A 19,799-nucleotide genomic window follows, 5' to 3' on the forward strand; every position below is an offset into this window, starting at 1 on the left:
GGAATCACCGGCATGCATAATCCTTGTGCAGTGATCCCGGTTTATAACCACGAAACCGCGATCGGCACCGTGGTCGACGCCCTGCTCGCGCAAGGCTTGCCGTGCATTCTGGTGGATGACGCCAGCACCCAGTCCTGTGCCAAGGTGCTCGACGGTTTGGCGGAACGCGACAACGTGCACCTGGTGCGCCTGACCGCCAATCAGGGCAAGGGTGGCGCGGTCATGACCGGTTTGCGCGAAGCCTCGCTATTGGGTTTCAGCCATGCGCTGCAGGTCGATGCCGACGGTCAGCACGACTTGCACGATGTTGCCCGTTTCGTCGACGAGTCCCGCGCACATCCCGAGGCGATGATCTGCGGTTATCCGCTGTTCGACGAGAGTGTGCCGAAAGGCCGTTTGTATGCGCGCTATCTGACCCACGTCATGGTCTGGATCAACACGCTGTCGCTGCAGATCCGCGATTCGATGTGCGGTTTTCGCGTCTATCCGCTGGCCCCGACGCTGGCGGTGATCGACTCGGCAAAAGTCGGTAAGCGCATGGATTTCGACTCAGACATTCTCGTGCGCCTGTCGTGGCGCAATCAGCCGATGCGCTGGCTGCAAACCAGCGTGCACTACCCGCTGGACGGTGTGTCGCACTTCCGCTTGTTCCACGACAACGCGCTGATTTCCAGCATGCACACACGGCTGTTTCTCGGCATGTTGCTGCGCTTCCCGGTGATCCTCTGGCGGCGGTGGCGAACATGACCGGCGAAGCCGACAAAAAGCACTGGGCTGACCGCGAAGAGCGCGGCAGCTTCCTGCTGATGAAATTCACCGCGTTCGCCGCCAAGGTCTTGGGGCGACGCCTGCTCAGCCCGTTGCTGTACGGCATCGTCCTGTACTTTTTCCTGTTTGGCCGCACCGCGCGACACAGCGCCTGGCAATACCAGCGGCGCCTGGCCGCATGGAGTCAGCGCGACGCGTTGCGCCCTACTCATTGGCGGGTGTTCGGTCAGTTCATGGCGTTCGCCGATTCGATGCTCGACAAGCTCGACGTATGGAACGGCAAACTGCGTATCGAACAAATCGAAATCATCGACCCGGCGCTACTGCGCAATCAGTTGCGCGGCAGTCGCGGGCAACTGCTGGTCGGCGCGCACCTGGGCAATCTGGAAGTGTGCCGCGCACTGGCGGAGATCGGCGAAAAGGTCACCATGAACGTGCTGGTACACACCAAGCACGCCGAGCAATTCAACCGCCTGCTCGGTGAAGCCGGGGCGACCAATCTGCGCCTGATTCAGGTCAGCGAACTCGACCCGGTAATCATGCTGCAACTGCACGAACGGCTGGAGCGCGGCGAGTGGCTGGCGATTGCCGGCGACCGCGTGCCGCTGCATGGCGGGCGCAGCGTCATCGTGGACTTTCTCGGCCATCCGGCGCCGTTCCCGCAAGGGCCGTGGCTGCTCGCCGGTCTGCTGAAATGCCCGGTCAACCTGCTGATGTGCCTCAAGCAACCGGACGGTCACTATCGCCTGACCCTCGAGCCCTTCGCCGACGCCGTGGTATGGAAGCGCAGCGAGCGCGAGCAGGTCATTCATCAGTGGGCCACCCGCTATGCGCAGCGCCTGAGTCACTATTGCCTCGAAGCGCCGCAACAATGGTTCAACTTTTACCCTTTCTGGAAGACCGATGACCACGCCAACCCATGAGCCGGTAACCTTCGGCGAACGCCCTTTGCGCATCGAAGACGTGCTGGCCTTGGCCAACCGTCAGGCACCCGTGCAGTTGCAGAGCGACGCCGACTATCGCGAACGCATCGCCAAGGGCGCGCGGTTCCTCGATTCGCTGCTGGACAAGGAAGGCGTGATCTACGGCGTCACCACCGGTTACGGCGACTCCTGCGTGGTCGCGGTGCCGTTGCATCACGTCGAAGCGTTGCCGCGTCACCTCTACACCTTCCACGGCTGCGGTTTAGGCAAACTGCTCGATGCCCAAGCCACACGCGCGGTGCTCGCGGCACGGTTGCAGTCGCTGTGTCACGGCGTCTCCGGGGTGCGTGTGGAACTGCTGGAGCGTCTGCACGCGTTTCTCGAATACGACATCCTCCCACTGATTCCCGAAGAAGGTTCGGTCGGCGCCAGCGGCGATCTGACGCCGCTGTCCTACGTTGCCGCAACACTGTCCGGCGAGCGTGAAGTGATGTTCCGTGGCGAGCGCCGTCAGGCGGCCGATGTGCATCGCGAACTGGGCTGGACACCTTTGGTGCTGCGCCCGAAAGAAGCACTGGCACTGATGAACGGCACTGCGGTGATGACCGGTCTTGCCTGCCTCGCTTTCGCCCGCGCCGACTATCTGCTGCAACTGGCCACGCGCATCACCGCGCTCAACGTGGTCGCGCTGCAAGGCAACCCGGAGCACTTTGACGAGCGCCTGTTCGCCGCCAAACCGCATCCGGGGCAAATGCAGGTCGCCGCATGGCTGCGCAGGGATCTGGCGATCGACGCGCCGACTGCGCCGCTGCATCGATTGCAGGATCGCTATTCGCTGCGCTGCGCCCCGCATGTGCTCGGGGTGTTGGCCGACAGCCTGAACTGGCTGCGTTCGTTCATCGAAACAGAACTGAACAGCGCCAACGATAACCCGATCATCGACGCCGAAGCCGAGCGCGTGTTGCACGGTGGGCACTTCTACGGCGGGCATATCGCGTTCGCCATGGACAGCCTGAAAAACCTCGTGGCCAACGTTGCTGACCTGCTGGACCGGCAACTCGCCTTGCTGGTCGACGAGCGCTACAACCACGGTCTGCCGAGCAACCTCTCCGGCGCCCCGGCGGATCGCGCGATGATCAACCATGGCTTCAAAGCCGTGCAGATCGGCACCAGCGCCTGGACCGCCGAAGCGCTGAAAAATACCATGCCCGCCAGCGTCTTCTCGCGCTCCACCGAGTGCCACAACCAGGACAAAGTGAGCATGGGCACCATCGCCGCCCGCGATGCGATCCGCGTGCTGGAGCTGACCGAACAGGTCGCCGCCGCCACCCTGCTCGCCGCCAATCAAGGCGTGTGGCTGCGCGCTCAGGCCGAAGACGCGCGACCGTTGCCGCCGTCGCTGGCGGCGATGCACGAGGAACTGGCCAAGGACTTCCCGCCAGTCATCGAAGACCGCGCACTGGAAGGCGAATTGCGCCTGTGCCTGCAACGCATTGCCGCGCAACACTGGAGGCTGCATGCGTAGCGCCGGAGTGCTTCACGCCGATACTGAAATCCTCGTGCCGTTTTTCGACGTCGACACCATGCACGTGGTTTGGCATGGCCATTACGTCAAATACCTCGAAGTGGCGCGTTGCGCGCTGCTGGACAAGATCGGCCACAACTACACGCAGATGGTCGAGTCGGGTTACGCCTGGCCAATCATCGACCTGCAACTGCGCTATGTGCGCGGCGCAGTGTTTGGTCAGCGCCTGAATGTACGCGCCAGCCTGGTTGAGTGGGAAAACCGTCTGAAGATCAATTATCTGATCACTGACCTGCACAGCGGCGAACGCCTGACCCGCGCCAGCTCGGTGCAAGTCGCCGTCGAAGTCAGCAGTCGCGAGATGCAGCTGGCCTCACCGAAGGTCTTCACCGACGCCGTAGAAAGGATGCTGCGATGAATGTTTGGGTTAAAAGCCTGAGCGTATTGGCGCTGCTGACGCTGTCAGCGCTGGCCAATGCTTTCGACCTGCAAAAACTGAGCGAACAACTGGCGAAGCCGGACGTGATCCACGGCCAGTTCATTCAGGAAAAACACCTGCGCGCCCTGCCCCAGCCGCTGATCAGCAAGGGCAGCTTCGTTCTGGCAAAAAACCACGGCCTGCTCTGGTTGCTGAAAACCCCGCTGCAGCAGGACTACCGCATCAGCGCCAAAGGCATCGCCCGGCGTGACGGCAATGGCTGGCAGTTGCTGCCGAACAAGAGCGCCGGTGCCGAGCAGAACCGCTTGTTTCTCGCCGTGCTGCAAGGCGACAGCAGTGGCCTGCAACGCGACTTCGAACTGGCGCTGAGCGGCGATGCACAGCAGTGGAAACTCACGCTGACCCCGCGCTCGCTGCTGCTCAAGCAGGTGTTCAACCAGATCAACATCGACGGCGGATCGCTGGTGCAGACCATCGAATTGCTGGAAACCCAAGGCGACAGCACCGTGCTGCGCATGCAGGACAGCAACGCCAGCCAACCGTTGAGCGACGCGGAGCAACATGACTTTGCCGAGTGAACGCAGGCTGCCCTGGCTGTTTCTGATCCTGCTGCTGGCCGTTGTCGCGCTGGCCGGTTGGCAATGGCGCGACGGCGCGCCGCTGTCGGCCAATCTGATGGAGCTGGTGCCCGGCACCCACCCCGACGCCCTCGAACAGCGCGCCGAGCAGCGCATGCAGGAACCGCTAAACCGAGAAATGCTGGTGCTGGTCGGCCATGCCGATCGTCAACAAGCCGTGACTATGGCGCAGACGTTGGGCGAGCAATGGCAGGCCAGCGGGTTGTTCGAAAAGGTGCAGTGGAACCTGCAAGCAGACCTGCCAGCGCTGCGCACACAACTGCTGCAAGGGCGACTGGCGATGCTCTCGGCGGATGACCGGCAATTGCTGATCGAACACCCCGACGCCTTCATTCAGCAACGCGTACAAGCCCTGTTCGACCCGTTCAGCGGTTTCAGTCTGGTGCCGAGTCAGGATGACTGGCTTGGCCTGACCGGGCGCATTCAGAACAGCCAGCCGCAGCACGGTGCAGTGCAACTGGACATCGGCAGCGGCGCGCTGATCGCCGATGCCGACGGCAAGAGCTGGGTGCTGCTGCGGGCACGCACCACCGGCAACGCGTTCGACATGAACCTGCCGCTGCAAGTAGCCGCGCTGCTGCAACATAGCCGTGAACAGGCGGCGAAATCCGACGTGCAACTGCTGGCCGCCAGCGGTTTGCTGTACGCGGCCAACGGTCAGCAGCAAGCCACTCGCGAAATGACCTGGGTCGGCGGCGGTGCCACGATCGGTATTCTGTTGCTGCTGTTGCTCGCTTTCCGTCGCTGGCGCGTGCTGCTGGCGTTCGTGCCGGTGCTGGTCGGCATGTTGTTCGGGGCGGTGGCTTGTGTCGCGCTGTTCGGCCATATGCATGTGATGACATTGGTGCTCGGCTCCAGCCTGATCGGCGTGGCCGTGGATTATCCGCTGCACTATCTGTCGAAGAGCTGGAGCCTGAAGCCGTGGCGCAGTTGGCCGGCGTTGCGCCTGACGCTGTCCGGGCTGACCCTGAGCCTGATCACCAGCGCCATCGGCTATCTCGCGCTGGCGTGGACGCCGTTCCCGGCGCTGACGCAAATCGCGGTGTTCTCCGCCGCCGGCTTGCTCGGTGCCTATCTGTCGGCGGTGTGCCTGTTGCCGGCGTTGCTGAAAAACGTCGAACTGCGCCCCGCGCAATGGCCGCTGCATCTGGCCGAGCGCATGGTTGCGCTGCGCGAAAAACTCCTCGAACGCGTACGCACGCCGGTGTTGCTGGCATTGCTGCTCGCCTTCTGTGTGGGCGGTCTGGTGCAGTTGCAAAGCAAGAATGACATTCGCCAGTGGGTCGGCGCGCCGCAACGCCTGACCGACGAAGCGCAGACCATCGCGCGCATCACCGGCTATCAGCCGACCAGCCAGTTTTTCCTCGTGCGCGCCGACAATCAGCAGCAATTGCTCGAACGTCAGGCCGCGTTGAGCGAACGTCTGGAGCAACTGGTCAACCTCGACAAGCTGCAAGGCTATCTGGCCCTCGATCAACTGGTGAGCCCGCCGAACCAGCAAGAGCAAGTGCGCCAGGCGCTGAACAAACTGCCGCAATACTGGCAGCCACTGCTCGACCTCGGCGTGCCGCTCGCCGCGTTGCAAACCGAACTACAGCAATTGCAGACCGTGCCTGCCGAGGACATCGACGCGGCATTGGCCGGCCCGCTCGGCGAGCCTTATCGCACGCTCTGGCTCGGTCCGACGGAAGACGGCGTAGCGGCGATGACCAGCCTGCAAGGCTTGAATAACCCGGCGCTGCTGCGGGTACAGGCACTCGATTTGCCAGGGGTGGTGTTGGTCGATCGCCTCGGGGAATTGAACGAAGTTTTTGCCGCGACGCAAATCAGCGCTGCCGAACTGAAACTCGCCTCCTGCGCGCTGATCGTGCTGGTGCTGATGCTGCCGTTCGGTCTCGGCGGCGCGCTGCGCATCGTCGCTCTGCCGTTGCTCGCCGCTTTATGCAGTCTGGCCAGCCTTGGCTGGCTCGGTCAGCCGCTGACCCTGTTCAGCCTGTTCGGCCTGTTGCTGGTGACGGCCATCAGCGTCGACTACGCGATTCTTATGCGCGAGCAAGTCGGTGGTGCGGCGGTGAGTTTGCTCGGCACCTTGCTGGCGGCTGTGACGACGTGGCTGTCGTTTGGTTTGCTGGCGGTTTCCAGCACGCCGGCGGTGAGCAACTTCGGTCTGTCGGTGAGCCTCGGTCTGGCGTTCAGCTTCATGCTGGCACCGTGGGCCGGGCGCCACGAACACACGGCAGCCGTCGCGGAGCCAGCGGCATGATGGTCGTCGTTTTCTGGCTGCTGGCCATGGCGCTGTTCGCCGTGGCCACTCGTATTGGCCGCCATTTCGGCCTGATCCCGATTGTCAGCCAGTTGCTGCTGGCGAGCTTCGGCTTGCCGCTGCTGATGTACTTCTGGATCGAACCGGGCTGGCAGCTCAGTGGCGCCGAACTGATCGCGCCAGACTGGCTGAAAAACCTCTACAGCCTGAGTTTTGCCCTGCTGCTCGGACACATTCTCAGTGATGTGATCGATCTGAAACTGGATCGGCAGAGCGTGAAAATCGCCGTGCCGAGTTTCCTCGTGCCGTTCGCCTGTGGTCTTGCCGCTGCGTATTGGCTGCTGCCGACGCAACCGTGGCTCAACTCGCTGGCCATCGGTCTGGTGTTCGCGATTACCGCGATCCCGGTGCTGTACCTGTATCTGCGCCACATCGAATATCCGCCGGCCGCCACTCGCCGATTGGTGCAGACCGCGATCCTCATTGATCTGACCTGCTGGACATTGTTCGGGCTCGCCCAAGGCAGTCTGCACCTGAGCAGTCTGTTGTTGCCGCTGGGCCTTGCCTGTGTGCCGTTGTTGTTGCGCGTCATCGGCGTACGCCGACCACTGACCTACAGCCTCGGTTTCTTCGCGTTGCTGGTGATGGCCGAGCATTACAAACTCAACGCGCTGATCTTCGGCATTGGCTATTTGCTGTGCATGGCCGCGCTGAAAGTGCCGCTGGTGCTGCCGTTGCCGGCGCGCTGGATGAACCGTTTGCAGACGTGGCTGGCGATCCCGCTGATTCTGACGTTCGGCATCGTCCAGATCGACGTGCACAGTGCCCTCGCCAGCCTTGGTCCGCTGCAATGGGCGGCGCTGCTGCTGTTGCCGATTGCCAGTAAACTGCTTGGCAACTGGCTCGGCCTCGGCTGGGCCGGCGCTTCGTTCGAAGGCGCCAGCCGTTGGCGCGAAAGCGTGCTGCTGAACATTCGCGGCCTGAGCGAAATCGTCTTTCTCAATTTGCTCTTGCAACAACAACTCATCACCCCGGCGCTGTACTTCGCGCTGATGCTGATGGGCCTGATCGCGACGCTGCTACCGGCCCTTATCGGCCTGCATCGCGCGCCGCTGGATATCAAATCCCACCTGCCCCGGAGTTCACGTGCCAATCGTTGAAATGGAATCCCGTCAGGTCGTGATCATCGGTGCCGGCCCGTCCGGCGCCATCGCCGCTGCGCTGCTCAAGCGCAAGGGCCACGATGTACTGGTGATCGAGCGCCAGCATTTTCCGCGCTTTTCGATCGGCGAAAGCCTGCTCAGCCATTGCCTGGATTTCGTCGAAGAGGCGGGCATGCTCGACGCCGTCAACGCCGCCGGATTCCAGCGCAAGACCGGCGCCGCATTCGCCTGGGGCGAGCGTTACAGCGCCTTCGATTTCGGTGACACCTTTACCGGCGGCAAACCGACCACGTTTCAGGTGCAACGCGCCGATTTCGACAAACTGCTGGCCGATCAAGCGGCGCTGCAAGGCGCGGAAATCCGCTACGGCGATGCCATCGTCAGCGTCGATTTCGAACGGGCGAAACCGCAACTGCATGTGCGCCGCGAAGACAGCAGTGAATACCGCCTCGAAGCGGATTTCGTCCTCGATGCCAGTGGTTACGGCCGCGTGCTGTCACGTCTGCTGGACCTGGAAGCACCGTCTAATTTCCCGGTGCGTCAGGCGGTGTTCACCCACGTTGAAGATCACATCGACAACCCGGCATTCGACCGCGAGAAAATCCTCGTCACCACGCATCCGGAACATCGCGATGTCTGGTTCTGGACGATCCCGTTCAGCAACGGACGCTGCTCGGTGGGTGTGGTCGCGGCGCAAGAGCACTTCAAGGGCCGCGACAGCGATCTGGATGCCTGCCTGCGCAGCTTCATCGCCGAAACCCCAAGCCTTGCCGGCGTACTCGACAAGGCTGTGTGGGACACCCCGGCGCGCACCCTCGGCGGTTACGCCGCCAATGTGAAAACCCTGCACGGGGCGGGCTTCGCCCTGCTCGGCAACGCGGCAGAATTTCTCGACCCGGTGTTCTCCTCCGGCGTGACCATCGCCATGCGCTCGGCGAGCATGGCCGCCGCCGTGCTGCACCGTCAGTTACAAGGTGAAACGGTCGACTGGCAAAGCGAATTCGCCGAGCCGCTCAAGCGCGGCGTCGACACCTTCCGCTGCTACGTCGAGGGCTGGTATGCCGGCACGTTTCAAGACGTGATTTTTTATGAAGACAGTCAGGCGGAAATCCGTCGGATGATTTGCTCGATCCTCGCCGGCTACGCCTGGGATGAGCGCAACCCGTTCGTCAGCGAAGCGCGCCGTCGCTTGAAGATGATTTCCGAACTTTGTGCAAAGGACGCCACATGAACTACTTAAGCGACAGCTACGTCGAGGAAACCCGCTTTGGTTTCTGGTTCCTGCGCAGCCACACCTGGCAGCACCACGTGTTGCGTGTCGCGATCAATGACTTGCGCGGGCTGTTCAGTGAAGCGCTGCCGGAACATCCTGTGTTGCTGGATGCCGGTTGCGGTCAGGGCAAGTCCTTCGGCCATCTGCGCCAGACCTTTGCGCCGCAGCGCTTGATCGGCGTTGATGCCGACCCGCACAGCCTTGAGTTGAGTGGCGAAGAAGCGGCGCGCCTGGATCTGCACGTAGAGCTGATCGGCAGTGACTGCGCGACGCTCAATGTGCCGGACGCCAGCGTTGATCTGCTGTTCTGCCACCAGACCTTTCATCATCTGGTCGAGCAGGAAAAGGCTTTGGCCGAGTTTTACCGGGTGCTGAAACCGGGTGGCTATCTGCTGTTCGCCGAGTCCACCGAGGCTTACATTGATACTTGGGTGATCCGCTGGTTGTTCCGCCATCCGATGCACGTGCAAAAGAGTGCGGCGCAGTATCTGCAGATGATTCGCGGGCAGGGTTTCGAGTTTGCCGAGAAGAATGTCTCGTACCCGTATCTGTGGTGGAGCCGGTCGAAGGATTTTGGCTTGCTGGAACGGTTTGGCTTACGCAAACCGAAACCGTTTGGGCAGCGTGAGGAAACGCTGGTCAACGTGGTAGCGCGCAAGCCGCTGCAAGGTACTTTCTGATGCACAGCTATCGACGCACACCCTGGGATAGCGGTGTGTCAGTCAACAAAAATGCTCGATGTGCCAGCGCCATCGCTGGCAAGCCAGCTCCCACAAGGTTTGTGGTGTGGCTAATGTTGGTGGTATTTGTCCTCCTGAGTGCCTGCGCCAGCCAGGCCCCGCTGCCTGCGAGCAACCCGACATTGCCGCTGCCGCTGCAATTGCACATTGAACGCAATCAAGCCGAACAACGCCAGGACTGGCTGCTGGTGATCCAGCGCGAAGGCCCGGGCATCCGCTGGTCGATGATGGATCCGCTGGGTATTCCGCAAGCGCGTCAGCAACTGATCGACGGCCACTGGCAGGCCGATGGGCTGTTGCCGCCGAACCCGGAAGCCCGCGAATTGTTTGCTGCGCTGTTATTCGCCCTGACCCCGTCCGGCGAACTGCTGCGAAATTACCCCGCCGCGCAACAACAGGGACAGCAACGCGCTCTGCCGGCGCGCTGGGATATCCGTTATTCACAACCGTTGAGCTTCGAATTGAACCTGCCCCAAGGCCCGCACTACCGCGTTTCTCCGCTGGGTGAACCGACACCATGACCGCTTACCTGAATGCCCTCGGCGTGATTTGCGCACTGGGCCGCGACAAACATGCCGTCGCGCGCAACCTGTTCGCCGGCGACTGCTCAGGCATGCGCCGCGAGTCCGGCTGGGTGGCGGAGCGTGAGTTGCCGGTCGCTGCCGTCCAGGGTGAACTGGCGCCGATCCCGGCAGAACTCGCCGATCAGCGCAGCCGCAATAACCAGCTGTTGCTGGAAGCGGCATTGCAGATTCGCAATGAGATCGACCAGGCGATCCAGACTTATGGCCGCGAGCGCATCGGCGTGGTCCTCGGCACCAGCACTTCGGGCATCGACGAGGCCAGCCGTGGTTTGGCGCACTACATCCGCGAGCAGCGTTTCCCGGCGGAATACGACTACCGCCAACAGGAGCTCGGCGCCCCGGCCAATTTCCTCGCCGACTGGCTGCAACTGAGCGGCCCGGCCTATGTGATTTCCACGGCGTGCACCTCCAGCGCCCGCGCATTGATGAGCGCTCAGCGTCTGCTCGATCTGGGCCTGTGCGACGCGGTGCTGTGTGGCGGCGTCGACAGCCTGTGCAAACTGACCCTCAACGGTTTCTCGTCACTCGAAGCGATATCCGACGAGCGCTGCAATCCGTTCTCGGCCAACCGCAGCGGCATCAATATCGGCGAAGCAGCTGTGCTGTTCGTCATGAGCAAACAACAGGGCGAAGGCCCGGCCATTGCCTTGCTCGGCGCCGGTGCCAGTTCCGACGCCCATCACATTTCCGCCCCCGAGCCGACCGGGCGCGGTGCCCTGCAAGCAATGCAGAAAGCCTTGAGCCGCGCTCATCTGCAAGCAGCGCAGATCAGCTACCTGAACCTGCACGGCACCGCCACCCAACACAACGACGCGATGGAAAGTCTGGCGGTTGCGACGCTGTTCCCGGAGGGCGTCGCCTGCTCCTCGACCAAACCGATGACCGGCCATACCCTCGGCGCGGCCGGTGCGCTGGAAGCGGCGTTTTGCTGGCTAAGCCTGAGCGCCGACAACCCCGCTCACGCCTTGCCGCCACACGTCTGGGACGCTCAGGCTGATCCCGCGCTGCCGTCGCTGCAGTGGGTGACCGCGAGCGAGCGCCTGACGTCCATTGCACCCCGCTACCTGATGAGCAACTCGTTTGCCTTCGGCGGCAATAACGTCAGCCTGATTATCGGAGACGCCCCATGACGGCCTGGCCGCTCGCCGAACTGCTGCCCCATGCGGGTGACATGATTCTGATCGACAGCATCTCAAGCTTTGACGATGAGCAGATTTTCACCCGCCTCACGGTCAAGCCCGATGGCTTGTTCAATCTGCCCGACGGCAGCCTGCCAGCCTGGGTCGGCATCGAGCTGATGGCGCAAAGCGTCGCCGCTTTTGCCGGTTGCCACGCAAAGCAGAAAGGCAATCCGGTGGAGCTGGGCTTTCTGCTAGGCACACGCAAGTTCGAGTGCAACGTCGAAGCGTTTCCCGCCGGCACCGATCTGACCATTCATGGTCTGCGCTCGCTGGAAGACGACAACGGCATGGGTGTCTTCGAATGCCATATCAATGGCGATGGCATTCATGCCAGCGCGCGCCTGAATGTGTTCCGTCCGCCTCAGGTCAATCAATATCTGCAACAGACACAGGAGTCGAACGATGACTGAATCCGTACTGGTCACCGGCTCCAGCCGTGGCATCGGCCGGGCCATTGCCTTGCGTCTGGCGCAGGCCGGGCACGATATCGTCCTGCATTGCCGCAGCGGCGTGACTGAGGCGCAAGGTGTTCAGGCGCAAATCGAAGCGCTGGGGCGCAAGGCGCGGATTCTGCAATTCGACGTTGCCGACCGGGAAACCTGCAAGGCGATCCTTGAAGCTGACGTGGAAACTCACGGCGCCTATTACGGCGTGGTGTTGAACGCCGGGCTGACCCGCGACGGCGCGTTTCCAGCGCTGAGCGATGACGATTGGGACGTAGTCCTGCGCACTAACCTCGACGGTTTCTACAACGTTCTGCACCCGGTGATGATGCCGATGATCCGCCGCCGCGCCGCCGGGCGCATTGTCTGCATCACCTCAGTGTCGGGGCTGATCGGCAACCGTGGCCAGGTCAACTACAGCGCCTCCAAGGCTGGCGTGATCGGCGCGGCAAAAGCGTTGGCGATCGAGCTGGGCAAGCGCAAAATCACGGTTAACTGCGTCGCACCGGGCCTGATCGACACGGCGATGCTGGATGAAAACGTGCCGGTGGAAGAATTGATGAAGATGATCCCCGCGCAACGCATGGGTACCCCGGAAGAGGTCGCCAGTGCAGTGAATTTCCTGATGTCGGCGGAAGCCTCGTACATCACCCGCCAGGTGCTGGCGGTCAACGGAGGCTTGTGCTGATGAAGCGCGTCGTCGTCACCGGCATGGCCGGCATCACCTCGCTGGGCAGCGACTGGGAGACCATCGCCGGCAACTTCGCGGCCAACCGCAGCGGAATTCGCCGCATGGACGAGTGGGATCGCTTCAGCGAACTCAACACGCGCCTGGCCGGGCCGATCGATGACTTCGAAGTACCTGCGCACTGGACCCGCAAGCAATTGCGCAGCATGGGCCGGGTGTCGCGGCTGGCGGTTCGTGCGGCGGAAAACGCCTTGGCTGACGCCGGTTTGCTCGGTGACGAATCGATCAAGGATGGGCGCATGGGCGTGGCTTGTGGTTCGTCCACTGGCAGCACCGACGAGATCAAAGCGTTCGGCAACATGCTGCTCAACTCGGTGGCCGAAGGCCTCAACGCCAACTCCTATGTGCGGATGATGCCGCACACCACCGCCGCCAACATCAGCATCTTCTTTGGCCTCACCGGGCGTTTGATCCCGACGTCCAGCGCCTGCACCAGCGGCAGTCAGGGCATCGGTTACGCCTACGAAGCAATCAAGTTCGGCCGCCTGCCGCTGATGCTCGCCGGCGGCGCCGAAGAGCTGTGCCCGACCGAAGCCATGGTCTTCGACGCACTCTACGCCACCAGCCTGAAAAACGATGCGCCGCAAACCAGCCCACGCCCGTACGACAAGGGCCGCGATGGCTTGGTAATCGGTGAAGGTGGCGGCATGCTGGTGCTTGAAGAGCTGGAACATGCTTTGGCGCGCGGTGCGCACATCCACGCCGAGATTGTCGGTTTCGGCAGCAACGCCGACGGCCAGCACACCACGCGCCCGGAGCAAGTAACCATGCGCCGCGCCATGGAACTGGCGCTGGAAGACGCCGGACTCGCGCCGGATGCCATCGGTTATGTAAATGGCCACGGCACCGCTACAGAACAGGGCGACATTGCCGAAACACTGGCGACCAGCAGTTTGTTCGGTGAACACATGCCGATCAGTTCGCAGAAGAGCTTCCTCGGCCACACCCTCGGCGCCTGCGGTGCGCTGGAGTCATGGTTCAGCATCGAGATGATGAACCGCGATCTGTACGTGCACACGTTCAACCTCGACGAGGTCGATCCGCACTGCGGCAAGCTCGATTACCTGCGCGGTGAATTCCGCCAGATGCATCACGACTACGTGATGAACAACAATTTCGCTTTTGGTGGCGTCAACACCTCGTTGATTTTCCGCCGCTGGCACTGACCGCAACACCTTTGGAGTGAAGGGAATGACTCAGTTTCACCGCATCGCCGCTCTGTTGGCACTGTTTTTTGTGCTCGGCGGTTGCACCAGTAAACCGGTTTACAACGCCAGGGAAGAATTCTCGCCCAATCTCGGCTTCACCCAGCAACAGATGAGCCGCGCGATCGTCACCGCGCTCAATGACCGCCAGTGGGTCGTGCAGTCGGTACGTCCGGGCATGATCAAAGCGGCAATCACTGTACGCGGTCGCCATCACGCCGAAGTCGACATCCCGTTCACCCCGACTTCGTTCGAAATCGACTACCGCAGCAGCTACGGCCTCGACGCCAAGGACGGCAAGATCCACGGTAACTACAACCGCTGGGTCAACCGCCTGCGCGACAACGTGCTCAAAGAGCTGTCGATCAACCCCGACATCGAGTTCGTCAACGATCTGGGCATCGTTAAACAGGGCGCCGACGAGCCGACCTACCTGAGCTTCCGCGAAGGCGTCAAACGCGCCACCGACGCCGGCCTGCTCGACGGCAGCGTGAAGTTCTACCTGGCCGGCGAAACCCTGCCCAAGCAAGTGCGCAAACTTGACACCGTGAGCAGCAGCCGCAAGACCAACGGCTCGAACAAATCCGACGAAGACGCCTGCTTCTGGGCGCTGCAATCGGCGCTGGCCACCCTGCAGAACGCTGCGAAAAAAGCCGACGCCAACGCCGTGATCAACATCGCCAGCGTCGACCAGCGCGATCTGTACAAAGACACCGAGAAATTCCAGTGCCGTGCCGGGCTGGTGGTGTCGAGCGTGGCGTTGCGCGGGGACTTGGCGCACGTGGATTGATGGGATTGTAGAAACGACAAAGGGCGCCATTCGGCGCCCTTTCACAAACAGGTTGGCTTGTCATCGCCGATCACCTGTCCGGCTCTGCGATGGCTGGTCGCCCAGGATCCTCAGAGTCTCACAAGCCCCTTGCGGGAACGCTCGCAGTATTGCCCGAATCATCAATCAGGACAACGGCTGGCGTTTGGCCTCACTGCGCCACTTCTGTTGCCATTACAGCCCAAGCGCCCGCCTGACTGCGGCTTTAACGGCGCAGAACTCTTCTGTTTCAAGGTGTGAGATCAAATAGACGCGCCGTCCTTCACGATCTCTGCTTTTGATCCGGTCCAGTCGGGAAAGGCTGACAGTGGCCACCATATCGCACTTCGCCCAACAGATCGGGCTGGCGCCTTGAAGATGGCTGGAGAGTTCGAAATGGTGATCAAGTAAACAATCCGGTGCAGTGGTACTGAGCGGTACGACCGTCACCAACATACTGTTGGTTCTGTGTTTTCGTATCACGACAACGGGTCTGACCTTGACCATCTCAGGTACTTCATAACCTCTGAAGTCGCAGATCAGAACACTACCTTCCTTGGGCTGGTATCGAAGTGGCATCCATGGCACTCACTTAAAGAAATCGATTCTGCGCAAGAAAACAAACGCTCGCTAAAACAGTTCGTAACCGCAAATGTGGTGAACACGGCTCCACAAGCTGAACACTCGCCACACAGCATCTACACTCGCTCATGCAGGCCATCGATACGCCTGTCAGAACGGCGGGCCCGGTCGGTCGAGCACTCGCGGTTCTCTTTCACCGTCAAGGAGATGACCATGCAAGTGAAAGCCCTGATCGCCGCTGCGCTTTTCGCGCTACTGCCCAGCGCCAGCCACGCCACCAACCTGATGTACATGCCCTTCGAAACCGTGCTGTCGGACGCGATTCGCGCCGGGCGGCTGGATGGCAGTGTGAAGTTCTATCTGCTCGGCAATGGGCCGCAGGGCACGCAGCAGTTGTTGCGGCGTGGGGTGGTCAGTGATCTGAAAACCAACGGTTTCAACAAGAGTGACCACGATTCCTGCGAGTGGGTGTTGCAGTCAAATCTGATTAAGTTACAGGCTGATGCCAAGCGGGTCGGGGCGAATGCGGTAGTGAATATCGTCAGTTACTACGACCAGCATGTGCGCAAGGATTTGAATACGTACGAGTGCCGGGCGGGGATATTTGTCACGCGAGTAGCACTGAAGGGGGATTTGGTGCGGTTGCCCTGAAAGGTTGGGGGCTTGGACTGACATCTTCGCGAGAAGGCTCGCTCCCACCTTGGAATGCGTTCCCTGTGGGAGCGAGCCTGCTCGCGATTTGATTGCGCAGCAATCACACCTTTGATGGTTCAACCTTGCGTGTGAGCAGCTCGACAAACGCCTTGGCCATCGGTGACTTCTGATCCTTGCGCTGCACCAGCCACACCGCAGACACCGCTTCCGGATCGAGCAACGGTCGGTAGACCACGCCGTCGATGCGCATCCGCTGATAGGACGCCGGCAGCACCGAAACCCCCAGCCCCGCTGCGACCAGACCGATAATAGTCATCGCCTCGCCCGCCTCTTGGGCGAAGTGCGGGCTGAACCCGGCATCACGCGCCAGACTCAGCAATTGTGCATACAGCCCGCTGCCGTAGCTGCGCGGAAAGAACACGAACGGCTCCAGCGCCAGCGCCGAGAGGAACAGCCCTTCTTCACTGCCCTGCGCCAGTGGATGCTTGGAACCAAGCACCGCGACCAGCGGCTCACGCATCAACTCCACCACGCTGAGCGAATCCGGCAACCCCAGCGGGCGCATGATGCCGACCTCGATCGACTCGTCCACCAGGCCCTCGGCAACTTGCGTGCTACTCATTTCGCGCAGGTTCAGATGCACCGCCGGGAAACGCTGGCGAAAGGAAAAGATCGCCTGCGGAATAGTCGAGTTGAACGGCGCCGACGAGGTGAAACCAATCTTCAACTCGCCCAATTCACCGAGTTGCGCACGCCGGGCGACATCCGCCGCCTTATCGACCTGCGCCAGCACCAGCCGCGCCTCCTCCAGAAACAACCGCCCGGCCTCACTCAACTCGACCCGACGATTGGTGCGCTCGAACAGCCGCGCGCCAACCTCTTGCTCCAGCGCCTGAATCTGCTGGCTCAGCGGCGGCTGCGAGATGCCAAGCACCTGTGCGGCGCGGCCGAAATGCAGTTCTTCGGCAACGGCGATGAAGTAGCGCAGATGACGCAATTCCATGGAAACCCCATTAGGTCGTTAAAGCTATCAAACAGGTCGAACAATATATTGGATAGAAACATTAGCCAGCTATATGATTTTTTCATTGCCTGCCTGGCCGTGCCCTCCGAGGTCTGAAGTGAAAACTGCTGTCGCGCCCCTAGCCCATGAAGTCCCGCCTGCTGCGGCCGACGATGTCGTCGCCGAGCTGCAAGAGATCTACATCGAAAAAGGCACGCCGATGTTCATGCGCACGGTGCTGGCGCTGTTCAGCGGCGGCTTCGCGACGTTTGCCCTGCTCTATTGCGTGCAGCCGATGATGCCGCTGTTGTCCCACGAGTACGGAATCAACGCCGCGCAGAGCAGCCTGATCCTCTCGGTGGCCACCGGCATGCTCGCCATCGGCCTGCTGATCACCGGGCCGATCTCTGATCGGATCGGGCGCAAACCGGTGATGGTGACTGCGCTGTTCGCAGCGGCGCTGTGCACCATGGCCAGTGCGATGATGCCGAGTTGGCAAGGCGTGCTGATCATGCGTGCGCTGATCGGGCTGTCGCTGAGCGGACTTGCGGCGGTGGCAATGACGTATTTGAGTGAAGAAATTCATCCGCAACACATTGGCTTGGCGATGGGTTTATACATCGGCGGCAACGCGATTGGCGGGATGAGCGGGCGCTTGATCACCGGTGTGCTGATCGATTTTGTCAGCTGGCACACGGCGATGCTGGTGATCGGCGGTCTGGCGATGATTGCCGCAGCGGTGTTCTGGAAAATCCTTCCCGAATCGCGCAACTTCCGCTCGCGCTCGCTGCATCCGCGCAGCTTGCTTGACGGCTTCACCATGCACTTTCGCGATGCCGGTCTGCCGCTGCTGTTTCTTGAAGCGTTCGTGTTGATGGGCGCGTTTGTCACGCTGTTCAACTACATCGGTTATCGCTTGCTGGCCGCGCCGTACAACCTCGATCAGGTGTTCGTTGGATTGTTGTCGGTGGTGTATCTGTCGGGGATCTACAGCTCGGCGAAGATTGGCTCACTGGCGGACAAACTGGGGCGACGCAAGGTGCTGTGGGCGACCATTGCGCTGATGTTTGCGGGTCTTGCGTTGACGATGTTTACGCCGCTGCCGCTGGTGATTGTCGGCATGTTGATCTTCACCTTTGGCTTCTTTGGCGCGCATTCGGTGGCGAGCAGCTGGATTGGTCGGCGGGCGACCAAGGCCAAGGGGCAGGCGTCGTCGTTGTATCTGTTCAGTTATTACGCCGGGTCGAGCATTGCCGGGACGGCGGGCGGGGTGTTCTGGCATCTCGGCGGGTGGAACGGGATTGGCCTGTTTATCGGCTCGTTGTTGCTGATCGCGCTGCTGGTAGCGTTGAAACTGGCGAAGTTGCCGCCGTTGCAGGGTGTTAAGGCCTGACACAAAACCCCTGTAGGAGTGAGCCTGCTCGCGATAGCGGTGTGTCAGCCAACACATCGGTCGACTGACACACCGCTATCGCGAGCAGGCTCACTCCTACAATTGATCTGTGTCCGACGTTGGATCGCGGAAACAAAAACGCCCGGCATTTAGCCGGGCGTTTTTTATTGTGTGGCGATCACTCGTGATACTGCGCCGACAGTTCATGCACCGCACGCAGGAACGCACCCGCATGCTCCGGATCAACCTCAGGGGTGATGCCATGGCCGAGGTTGAACACGTGGCCGCTGCCCTTGCCATAGCTGGCCAGAATGCGCCCGACTTCAGTGCGGATCGCTTCCGGTTTGGCGTAAAGCACGGTCGGGTCCATGTTGCCTTGCAGCGCAACTTTGTCGCCAACGCGGGCGCGGGCGTTGCCGATGTCGCAGGTCCAGTCCAGACCCAAGGCGTCGGCGCCCGCCTCGGCAATGCTTTCCAGCCACAGGCCGCCGTTCTTGGTGAAAAGGATCACCGGCACCTTACGACCGTCGTTTTCGCGAATCAGGCCGCTGACGATTTTCTTCATGTAAGCCAGCGAGAACTCCTGATACGCCGCTGCCGATAGGTTGCCGCCCCAGGTATCGAAGATCTGCACCGCTTGCGCGCCGGCCATGATCTGGCCGTTGAGGTACGAGGTCACCGACTGCGCCAGTTTATCCAGCAGCAGGTGCATGGCTTGCGGGTTGTCGTAGAGCATCGCCTTGGTCTTGCGGAAGTCCTTCGACGAGCCGCCTTCAACCATGTAGGTCGCCAGTGTCCACGGGCTGCCGGAGAAACCGATCAGCGGCACGCGACCGTTCAGTTCGCGACGGATGGTGCTGACCGCGTCCATCACGTAGCCGAGGTCTTTGTGCGGATCAGGGATCGGCAACGCTTCGATATCAGCGAGGGTGCTGACGACTTTTTTGAAGCGCGGACCTTCACCGGTCTCGAAGTACAGGCCCTGGCCCATGGCATCGGGGATGGTGAGGATGTCGGAAAACAGGATCGCCGCGTCCAGTTGTGGATAGCGGTCGAGCGGTTGCATGGTGACTTCGCAGGCGAATTCCGGATTCATGCACAGGCTCATGAAATCACCGGCGTGGGCGCGGCTGGCGCGGTATTCCGGCAGGTAGCGACCGGCCTGACGCATCATCCACACCGGGGTGACGTCAACGGGTTGCTTGAGCAGGGCGCGGAGGAAACGGTCGTTCTTCAGGGCAGTCATGTCGGCATCCGGAAAAAAAGTGCGGGCATTTTCTCAGAGCGCGACGCAAAAGGCACGGATGCAGGTCAGCCTTTTGTCTATCGGGTCAATTTATTGCGTTGGAATGCAGATTTTTGCAGCAACACAAAGCACTGTGGGAGCTGGCTTGCGAGCGATGCAGACACCTCGTTTTGTCAGATTGACCGAGGTGATGCTATCGCTGGCAAGCCAGCTCCCACAG

The 19,799-nt window shown here is 61.5% G+C and carries 21 protein-coding genes; 18 read left to right on the plus strand and 3 right to left on the minus strand.

Annotated features, from left to right (window positions below):
* Positions 1 to 12 precede the first annotated feature (12 nt).
* The 15 genes from PMI23_RS12125 to PMI23_RS12195 are packed head-to-tail and all read left to right on the plus strand — an operon-like array spanning position 13 to position 14,683.
* Positions 13 to 747: a glycosyltransferase family 2 protein gene (locus PMI23_RS12125; RefSeq protein ID WP_007909487.1), complete on the plus strand. Its 735-nt coding sequence runs from the start codon at positions 13 to 15 to the stop codon at positions 745 to 747.
* Positions 744 to 1,691 (plus strand): LpxL/LpxP family acyltransferase, encoded by a 948-nt coding sequence (locus PMI23_RS12130; RefSeq protein WP_007909486.1) that lies wholly within the window; start codon positions 744 to 746, stop codon positions 1,689 to 1,691. The genes PMI23_RS12125 and PMI23_RS12130 overlap by 4 nt, the downstream gene beginning before the upstream one ends.
* Positions 1,672 to 3,216: an HAL/PAL/TAL family ammonia-lyase gene (locus PMI23_RS12135; RefSeq protein ID WP_007909484.1), complete on the plus strand. Its 1,545-nt coding sequence runs from the start codon at positions 1,672 to 1,674 to the stop codon at positions 3,214 to 3,216. The genes PMI23_RS12130 and PMI23_RS12135 overlap by 20 nt, the downstream gene beginning before the upstream one ends.
* Positions 3,209 to 3,634 (plus strand): acyl-CoA thioesterase, encoded by a 426-nt coding sequence (locus PMI23_RS12140; RefSeq protein WP_007909482.1) that lies wholly within the window; start codon positions 3,209 to 3,211, stop codon positions 3,632 to 3,634. Before PMI23_RS12135 ends, PMI23_RS12140 begins: the two co-directional genes overlap by 8 nt.
* A complete protein-coding gene (locus PMI23_RS12145; RefSeq protein ID WP_007909480.1) occupies positions 3,631 to 4,233 on the plus strand; it encodes an outer membrane lipoprotein carrier protein LolA in 603 nt (200 codons plus the stop codon). The genes PMI23_RS12140 and PMI23_RS12145 overlap by 4 nt, the downstream gene beginning before the upstream one ends.
* Positions 4,217 to 6,556 carry an MMPL family transporter gene (locus PMI23_RS12150; RefSeq protein WP_007909478.1) on the plus strand — a complete coding sequence of 780 codons (2,340 nt, stop codon included), beginning with the start codon at positions 4,217 to 4,219 and terminating at the stop codon, positions 6,554 to 6,556. The genes PMI23_RS12145 and PMI23_RS12150 overlap by 17 nt, the downstream gene beginning before the upstream one ends.
* Positions 6,553 to 7,716, plus strand: coding sequence for a hypothetical protein (locus PMI23_RS12155; protein ID WP_007909476.1), 1,164 nt, complete (start codon positions 6,553 to 6,555; stop codon positions 7,714 to 7,716). Before PMI23_RS12150 ends, PMI23_RS12155 begins: the two co-directional genes overlap by 4 nt.
* Positions 7,703 to 8,950, plus strand: a complete 1,248-nt coding sequence (locus PMI23_RS12160; RefSeq protein ID WP_007909466.1) for an NAD(P)/FAD-dependent oxidoreductase — start codon at positions 7,703 to 7,705, stop codon at positions 8,948 to 8,950. The genes PMI23_RS12155 and PMI23_RS12160 overlap by 14 nt, the downstream gene beginning before the upstream one ends.
* Positions 8,947 to 9,672 carry a class I SAM-dependent methyltransferase gene (locus PMI23_RS12165; RefSeq protein WP_007909457.1) on the plus strand — a complete coding sequence of 242 codons (726 nt, stop codon included), beginning with the start codon at positions 8,947 to 8,949 and terminating at the stop codon, positions 9,670 to 9,672. The genes PMI23_RS12160 and PMI23_RS12165 overlap by 4 nt, the downstream gene beginning before the upstream one ends.
* The gene (locus PMI23_RS12170; protein WP_007949841.1) at positions 9,672 to 10,253 is read left to right on the plus strand and encodes a hypothetical protein; all 582 of its coding nucleotides are present in this window, start codon (positions 9,672 to 9,674) and stop codon (positions 10,251 to 10,253) included. Before PMI23_RS12165 ends, PMI23_RS12170 begins: the two co-directional genes overlap by 1 nt.
* Positions 10,250 to 11,446 (plus strand): beta-ketoacyl-[acyl-carrier-protein] synthase family protein, encoded by a 1,197-nt coding sequence (locus PMI23_RS12175; RefSeq protein ID WP_007909452.1) that lies wholly within the window; start codon positions 10,250 to 10,252, stop codon positions 11,444 to 11,446. The genes PMI23_RS12170 and PMI23_RS12175 overlap by 4 nt, the downstream gene beginning before the upstream one ends.
* Positions 11,443 to 11,907, plus strand: a complete 465-nt coding sequence (locus tag PMI23_RS12180) for a hotdog family protein (protein WP_007909451.1) — start codon at positions 11,443 to 11,445, stop codon at positions 11,905 to 11,907. Before PMI23_RS12175 ends, PMI23_RS12180 begins: the two co-directional genes overlap by 4 nt.
* A complete protein-coding gene (gene fabG, locus PMI23_RS12185) occupies positions 11,900 to 12,628 on the plus strand; it encodes a 3-oxoacyl-ACP reductase FabG (protein ID WP_007909450.1) in 729 nt (242 codons plus the stop codon). Before PMI23_RS12180 ends, fabG begins: the two co-directional genes overlap by 8 nt.
* On the plus strand, positions 12,628 to 13,854 hold the full coding sequence (locus PMI23_RS12190) for a beta-ketoacyl-ACP synthase (protein WP_007909449.1): 1,227 nt from the start codon (positions 12,628 to 12,630) through the stop codon (positions 13,852 to 13,854). The genes fabG and PMI23_RS12190 overlap by 1 nt, the downstream gene beginning before the upstream one ends.
* Positions 13,855 to 13,879: 25 nt before the next feature.
* The gene (locus tag PMI23_RS12195) at positions 13,880 to 14,683 is read left to right on the plus strand and encodes a hypothetical protein (RefSeq protein WP_007909448.1); all 804 of its coding nucleotides are present in this window, start codon (positions 13,880 to 13,882) and stop codon (positions 14,681 to 14,683) included.
* A 213-nt stretch (positions 14,684 to 14,896) separates the two neighbouring features.
* On the opposite strand, the gene PMI23_RS12200 is transcribed toward PMI23_RS12195, so the two are convergent.
* Positions 14,897 to 15,280, minus strand: a complete 384-nt coding sequence (locus PMI23_RS12200; protein ID WP_042704943.1) for a type II toxin-antitoxin system PemK/MazF family toxin — start codon at positions 15,278 to 15,280, stop codon at positions 14,897 to 14,899.
* A gap of 216 nt (positions 15,281 to 15,496) precedes the next feature.
* Between PMI23_RS12200 and PMI23_RS12205 the strand changes: the two genes are divergently transcribed.
* Complete coding sequence (locus PMI23_RS12205) at positions 15,497 to 15,934, plus strand: hypothetical protein (protein WP_007909447.1); 438 nt, start codon at positions 15,497 to 15,499, stop codon at positions 15,932 to 15,934.
* Positions 15,935 to 16,037: 103 nt separating this feature from the next.
* Here the strand turns inward: PMI23_RS12205 and PMI23_RS12210 are convergent, their stop codons facing one another.
* Entirely contained in the window at positions 16,038 to 16,940 is a 903-nt protein-coding gene (locus PMI23_RS12210; RefSeq protein WP_007909445.1) for a LysR family transcriptional regulator, read from the minus strand.
* Between the two features lie 118 nt (positions 16,941 to 17,058).
* Between PMI23_RS12210 and PMI23_RS12215 the strand changes: the two genes are divergently transcribed.
* Positions 17,059 to 18,333, plus strand: coding sequence for an MFS transporter (locus PMI23_RS12215; protein ID WP_007909443.1), 1,275 nt, complete (start codon positions 17,059 to 17,061; stop codon positions 18,331 to 18,333).
* Positions 18,334 to 18,511: 178 nt separating this feature from the next.
* Here PMI23_RS12215 and hemE read toward each other — a convergent pair whose 3' ends face one another.
* On the minus strand, positions 18,512 to 19,579 hold the full coding sequence (hemE, locus tag PMI23_RS12220; RefSeq protein ID WP_007909440.1) for a uroporphyrinogen decarboxylase: 1,068 nt from the start codon (positions 19,577 to 19,579) through the stop codon (positions 18,512 to 18,514).
* Between hemE and PMI23_RS30010 the strand changes: the two genes are divergently transcribed.
* Positions 19,578 to 19,799: hypothetical protein (locus PMI23_RS30010; RefSeq protein ID WP_238539531.1), on the plus strand; the 222-nt coding region annotated here is incomplete at its 3' end. The two genes, hemE and PMI23_RS30010, sit on opposite strands and share 2 nt — an antisense overlap.

The sequence above is a fragment of the Pseudomonas sp. GM24 genome, from assembly GCF_000282235.1.
GTDB lineage: Bacteria > Pseudomonadota > Gammaproteobacteria > Pseudomonadales > Pseudomonadaceae > Aquipseudomonas.

Excerpts from the sequence above, each read along its gene's own strand:
- PMI23_RS12210 (WP_007909445.1), bottom strand. The coding sequence starts at position 16,940 with ATGGAATTGCGTCATCTGCGCTACTTCATCGCCGTTGCCGAAGAACTG.
- PMI23_RS12155 (WP_007909476.1), top strand. The coding sequence starts at position 6,553 with ATGATGGTCGTCGTTTTCTGGCTGCTGGCCATGGCGCTGTTCGCCGTG.
- PMI23_RS12180 (WP_007909451.1), top strand. The coding sequence starts at position 11,443 with ATGACGGCCTGGCCGCTCGCCGAACTGCTGCCCCATGCGGGTGACATG.
- PMI23_RS12150 (WP_007909478.1), top strand. The coding sequence starts at position 4,217 with ATGACTTTGCCGAGTGAACGCAGGCTGCCCTGGCTGTTTCTGATCCTG.
- PMI23_RS12195 (WP_007909448.1), top strand. The coding sequence starts at position 13,880 with ATGACTCAGTTTCACCGCATCGCCGCTCTGTTGGCACTGTTTTTTGTG.
- PMI23_RS12145 (WP_007909480.1), top strand. The coding sequence starts at position 3,631 with ATGAATGTTTGGGTTAAAAGCCTGAGCGTATTGGCGCTGCTGACGCTG.
- PMI23_RS12205 (WP_007909447.1), top strand. The coding sequence starts at position 15,497 with ATGCAAGTGAAAGCCCTGATCGCCGCTGCGCTTTTCGCGCTACTGCCC.
- PMI23_RS12175 (WP_007909452.1), top strand. The coding sequence starts at position 10,250 with ATGACCGCTTACCTGAATGCCCTCGGCGTGATTTGCGCACTGGGCCGC.
- hemE (WP_007909440.1), bottom strand. The coding sequence starts at position 19,579 with ATGACTGCCCTGAAGAACGACCGTTTCCTCCGCGCCCTGCTCAAGCAA.
- PMI23_RS12190 (WP_007909449.1), top strand. The coding sequence starts at position 12,628 with ATGAAGCGCGTCGTCGTCACCGGCATGGCCGGCATCACCTCGCTGGGC.
- PMI23_RS12200 (WP_042704943.1), bottom strand. The coding sequence starts at position 15,280 with ATGCCACTTCGATACCAGCCCAAGGAAGGTAGTGTTCTGATCTGCGAC.
- PMI23_RS12135 (WP_007909484.1), top strand. The coding sequence starts at position 1,672 with ATGACCACGCCAACCCATGAGCCGGTAACCTTCGGCGAACGCCCTTTG.
- PMI23_RS12170 (WP_007949841.1), top strand. The coding sequence starts at position 9,672 with ATGCACAGCTATCGACGCACACCCTGGGATAGCGGTGTGTCAGTCAAC.
- PMI23_RS12165 (WP_007909457.1), top strand. The coding sequence starts at position 8,947 with ATGAACTACTTAAGCGACAGCTACGTCGAGGAAACCCGCTTTGGTTTC.
- PMI23_RS12125 (WP_007909487.1), top strand. The coding sequence starts at position 13 with ATGCATAATCCTTGTGCAGTGATCCCGGTTTATAACCACGAAACCGCG.
- PMI23_RS12140 (WP_007909482.1), top strand. The coding sequence starts at position 3,209 with ATGCGTAGCGCCGGAGTGCTTCACGCCGATACTGAAATCCTCGTGCCG.
- fabG (WP_007909450.1), top strand. The coding sequence starts at position 11,900 with ATGACTGAATCCGTACTGGTCACCGGCTCCAGCCGTGGCATCGGCCGG.
- PMI23_RS12130 (WP_007909486.1), top strand. The coding sequence starts at position 744 with ATGACCGGCGAAGCCGACAAAAAGCACTGGGCTGACCGCGAAGAGCGC.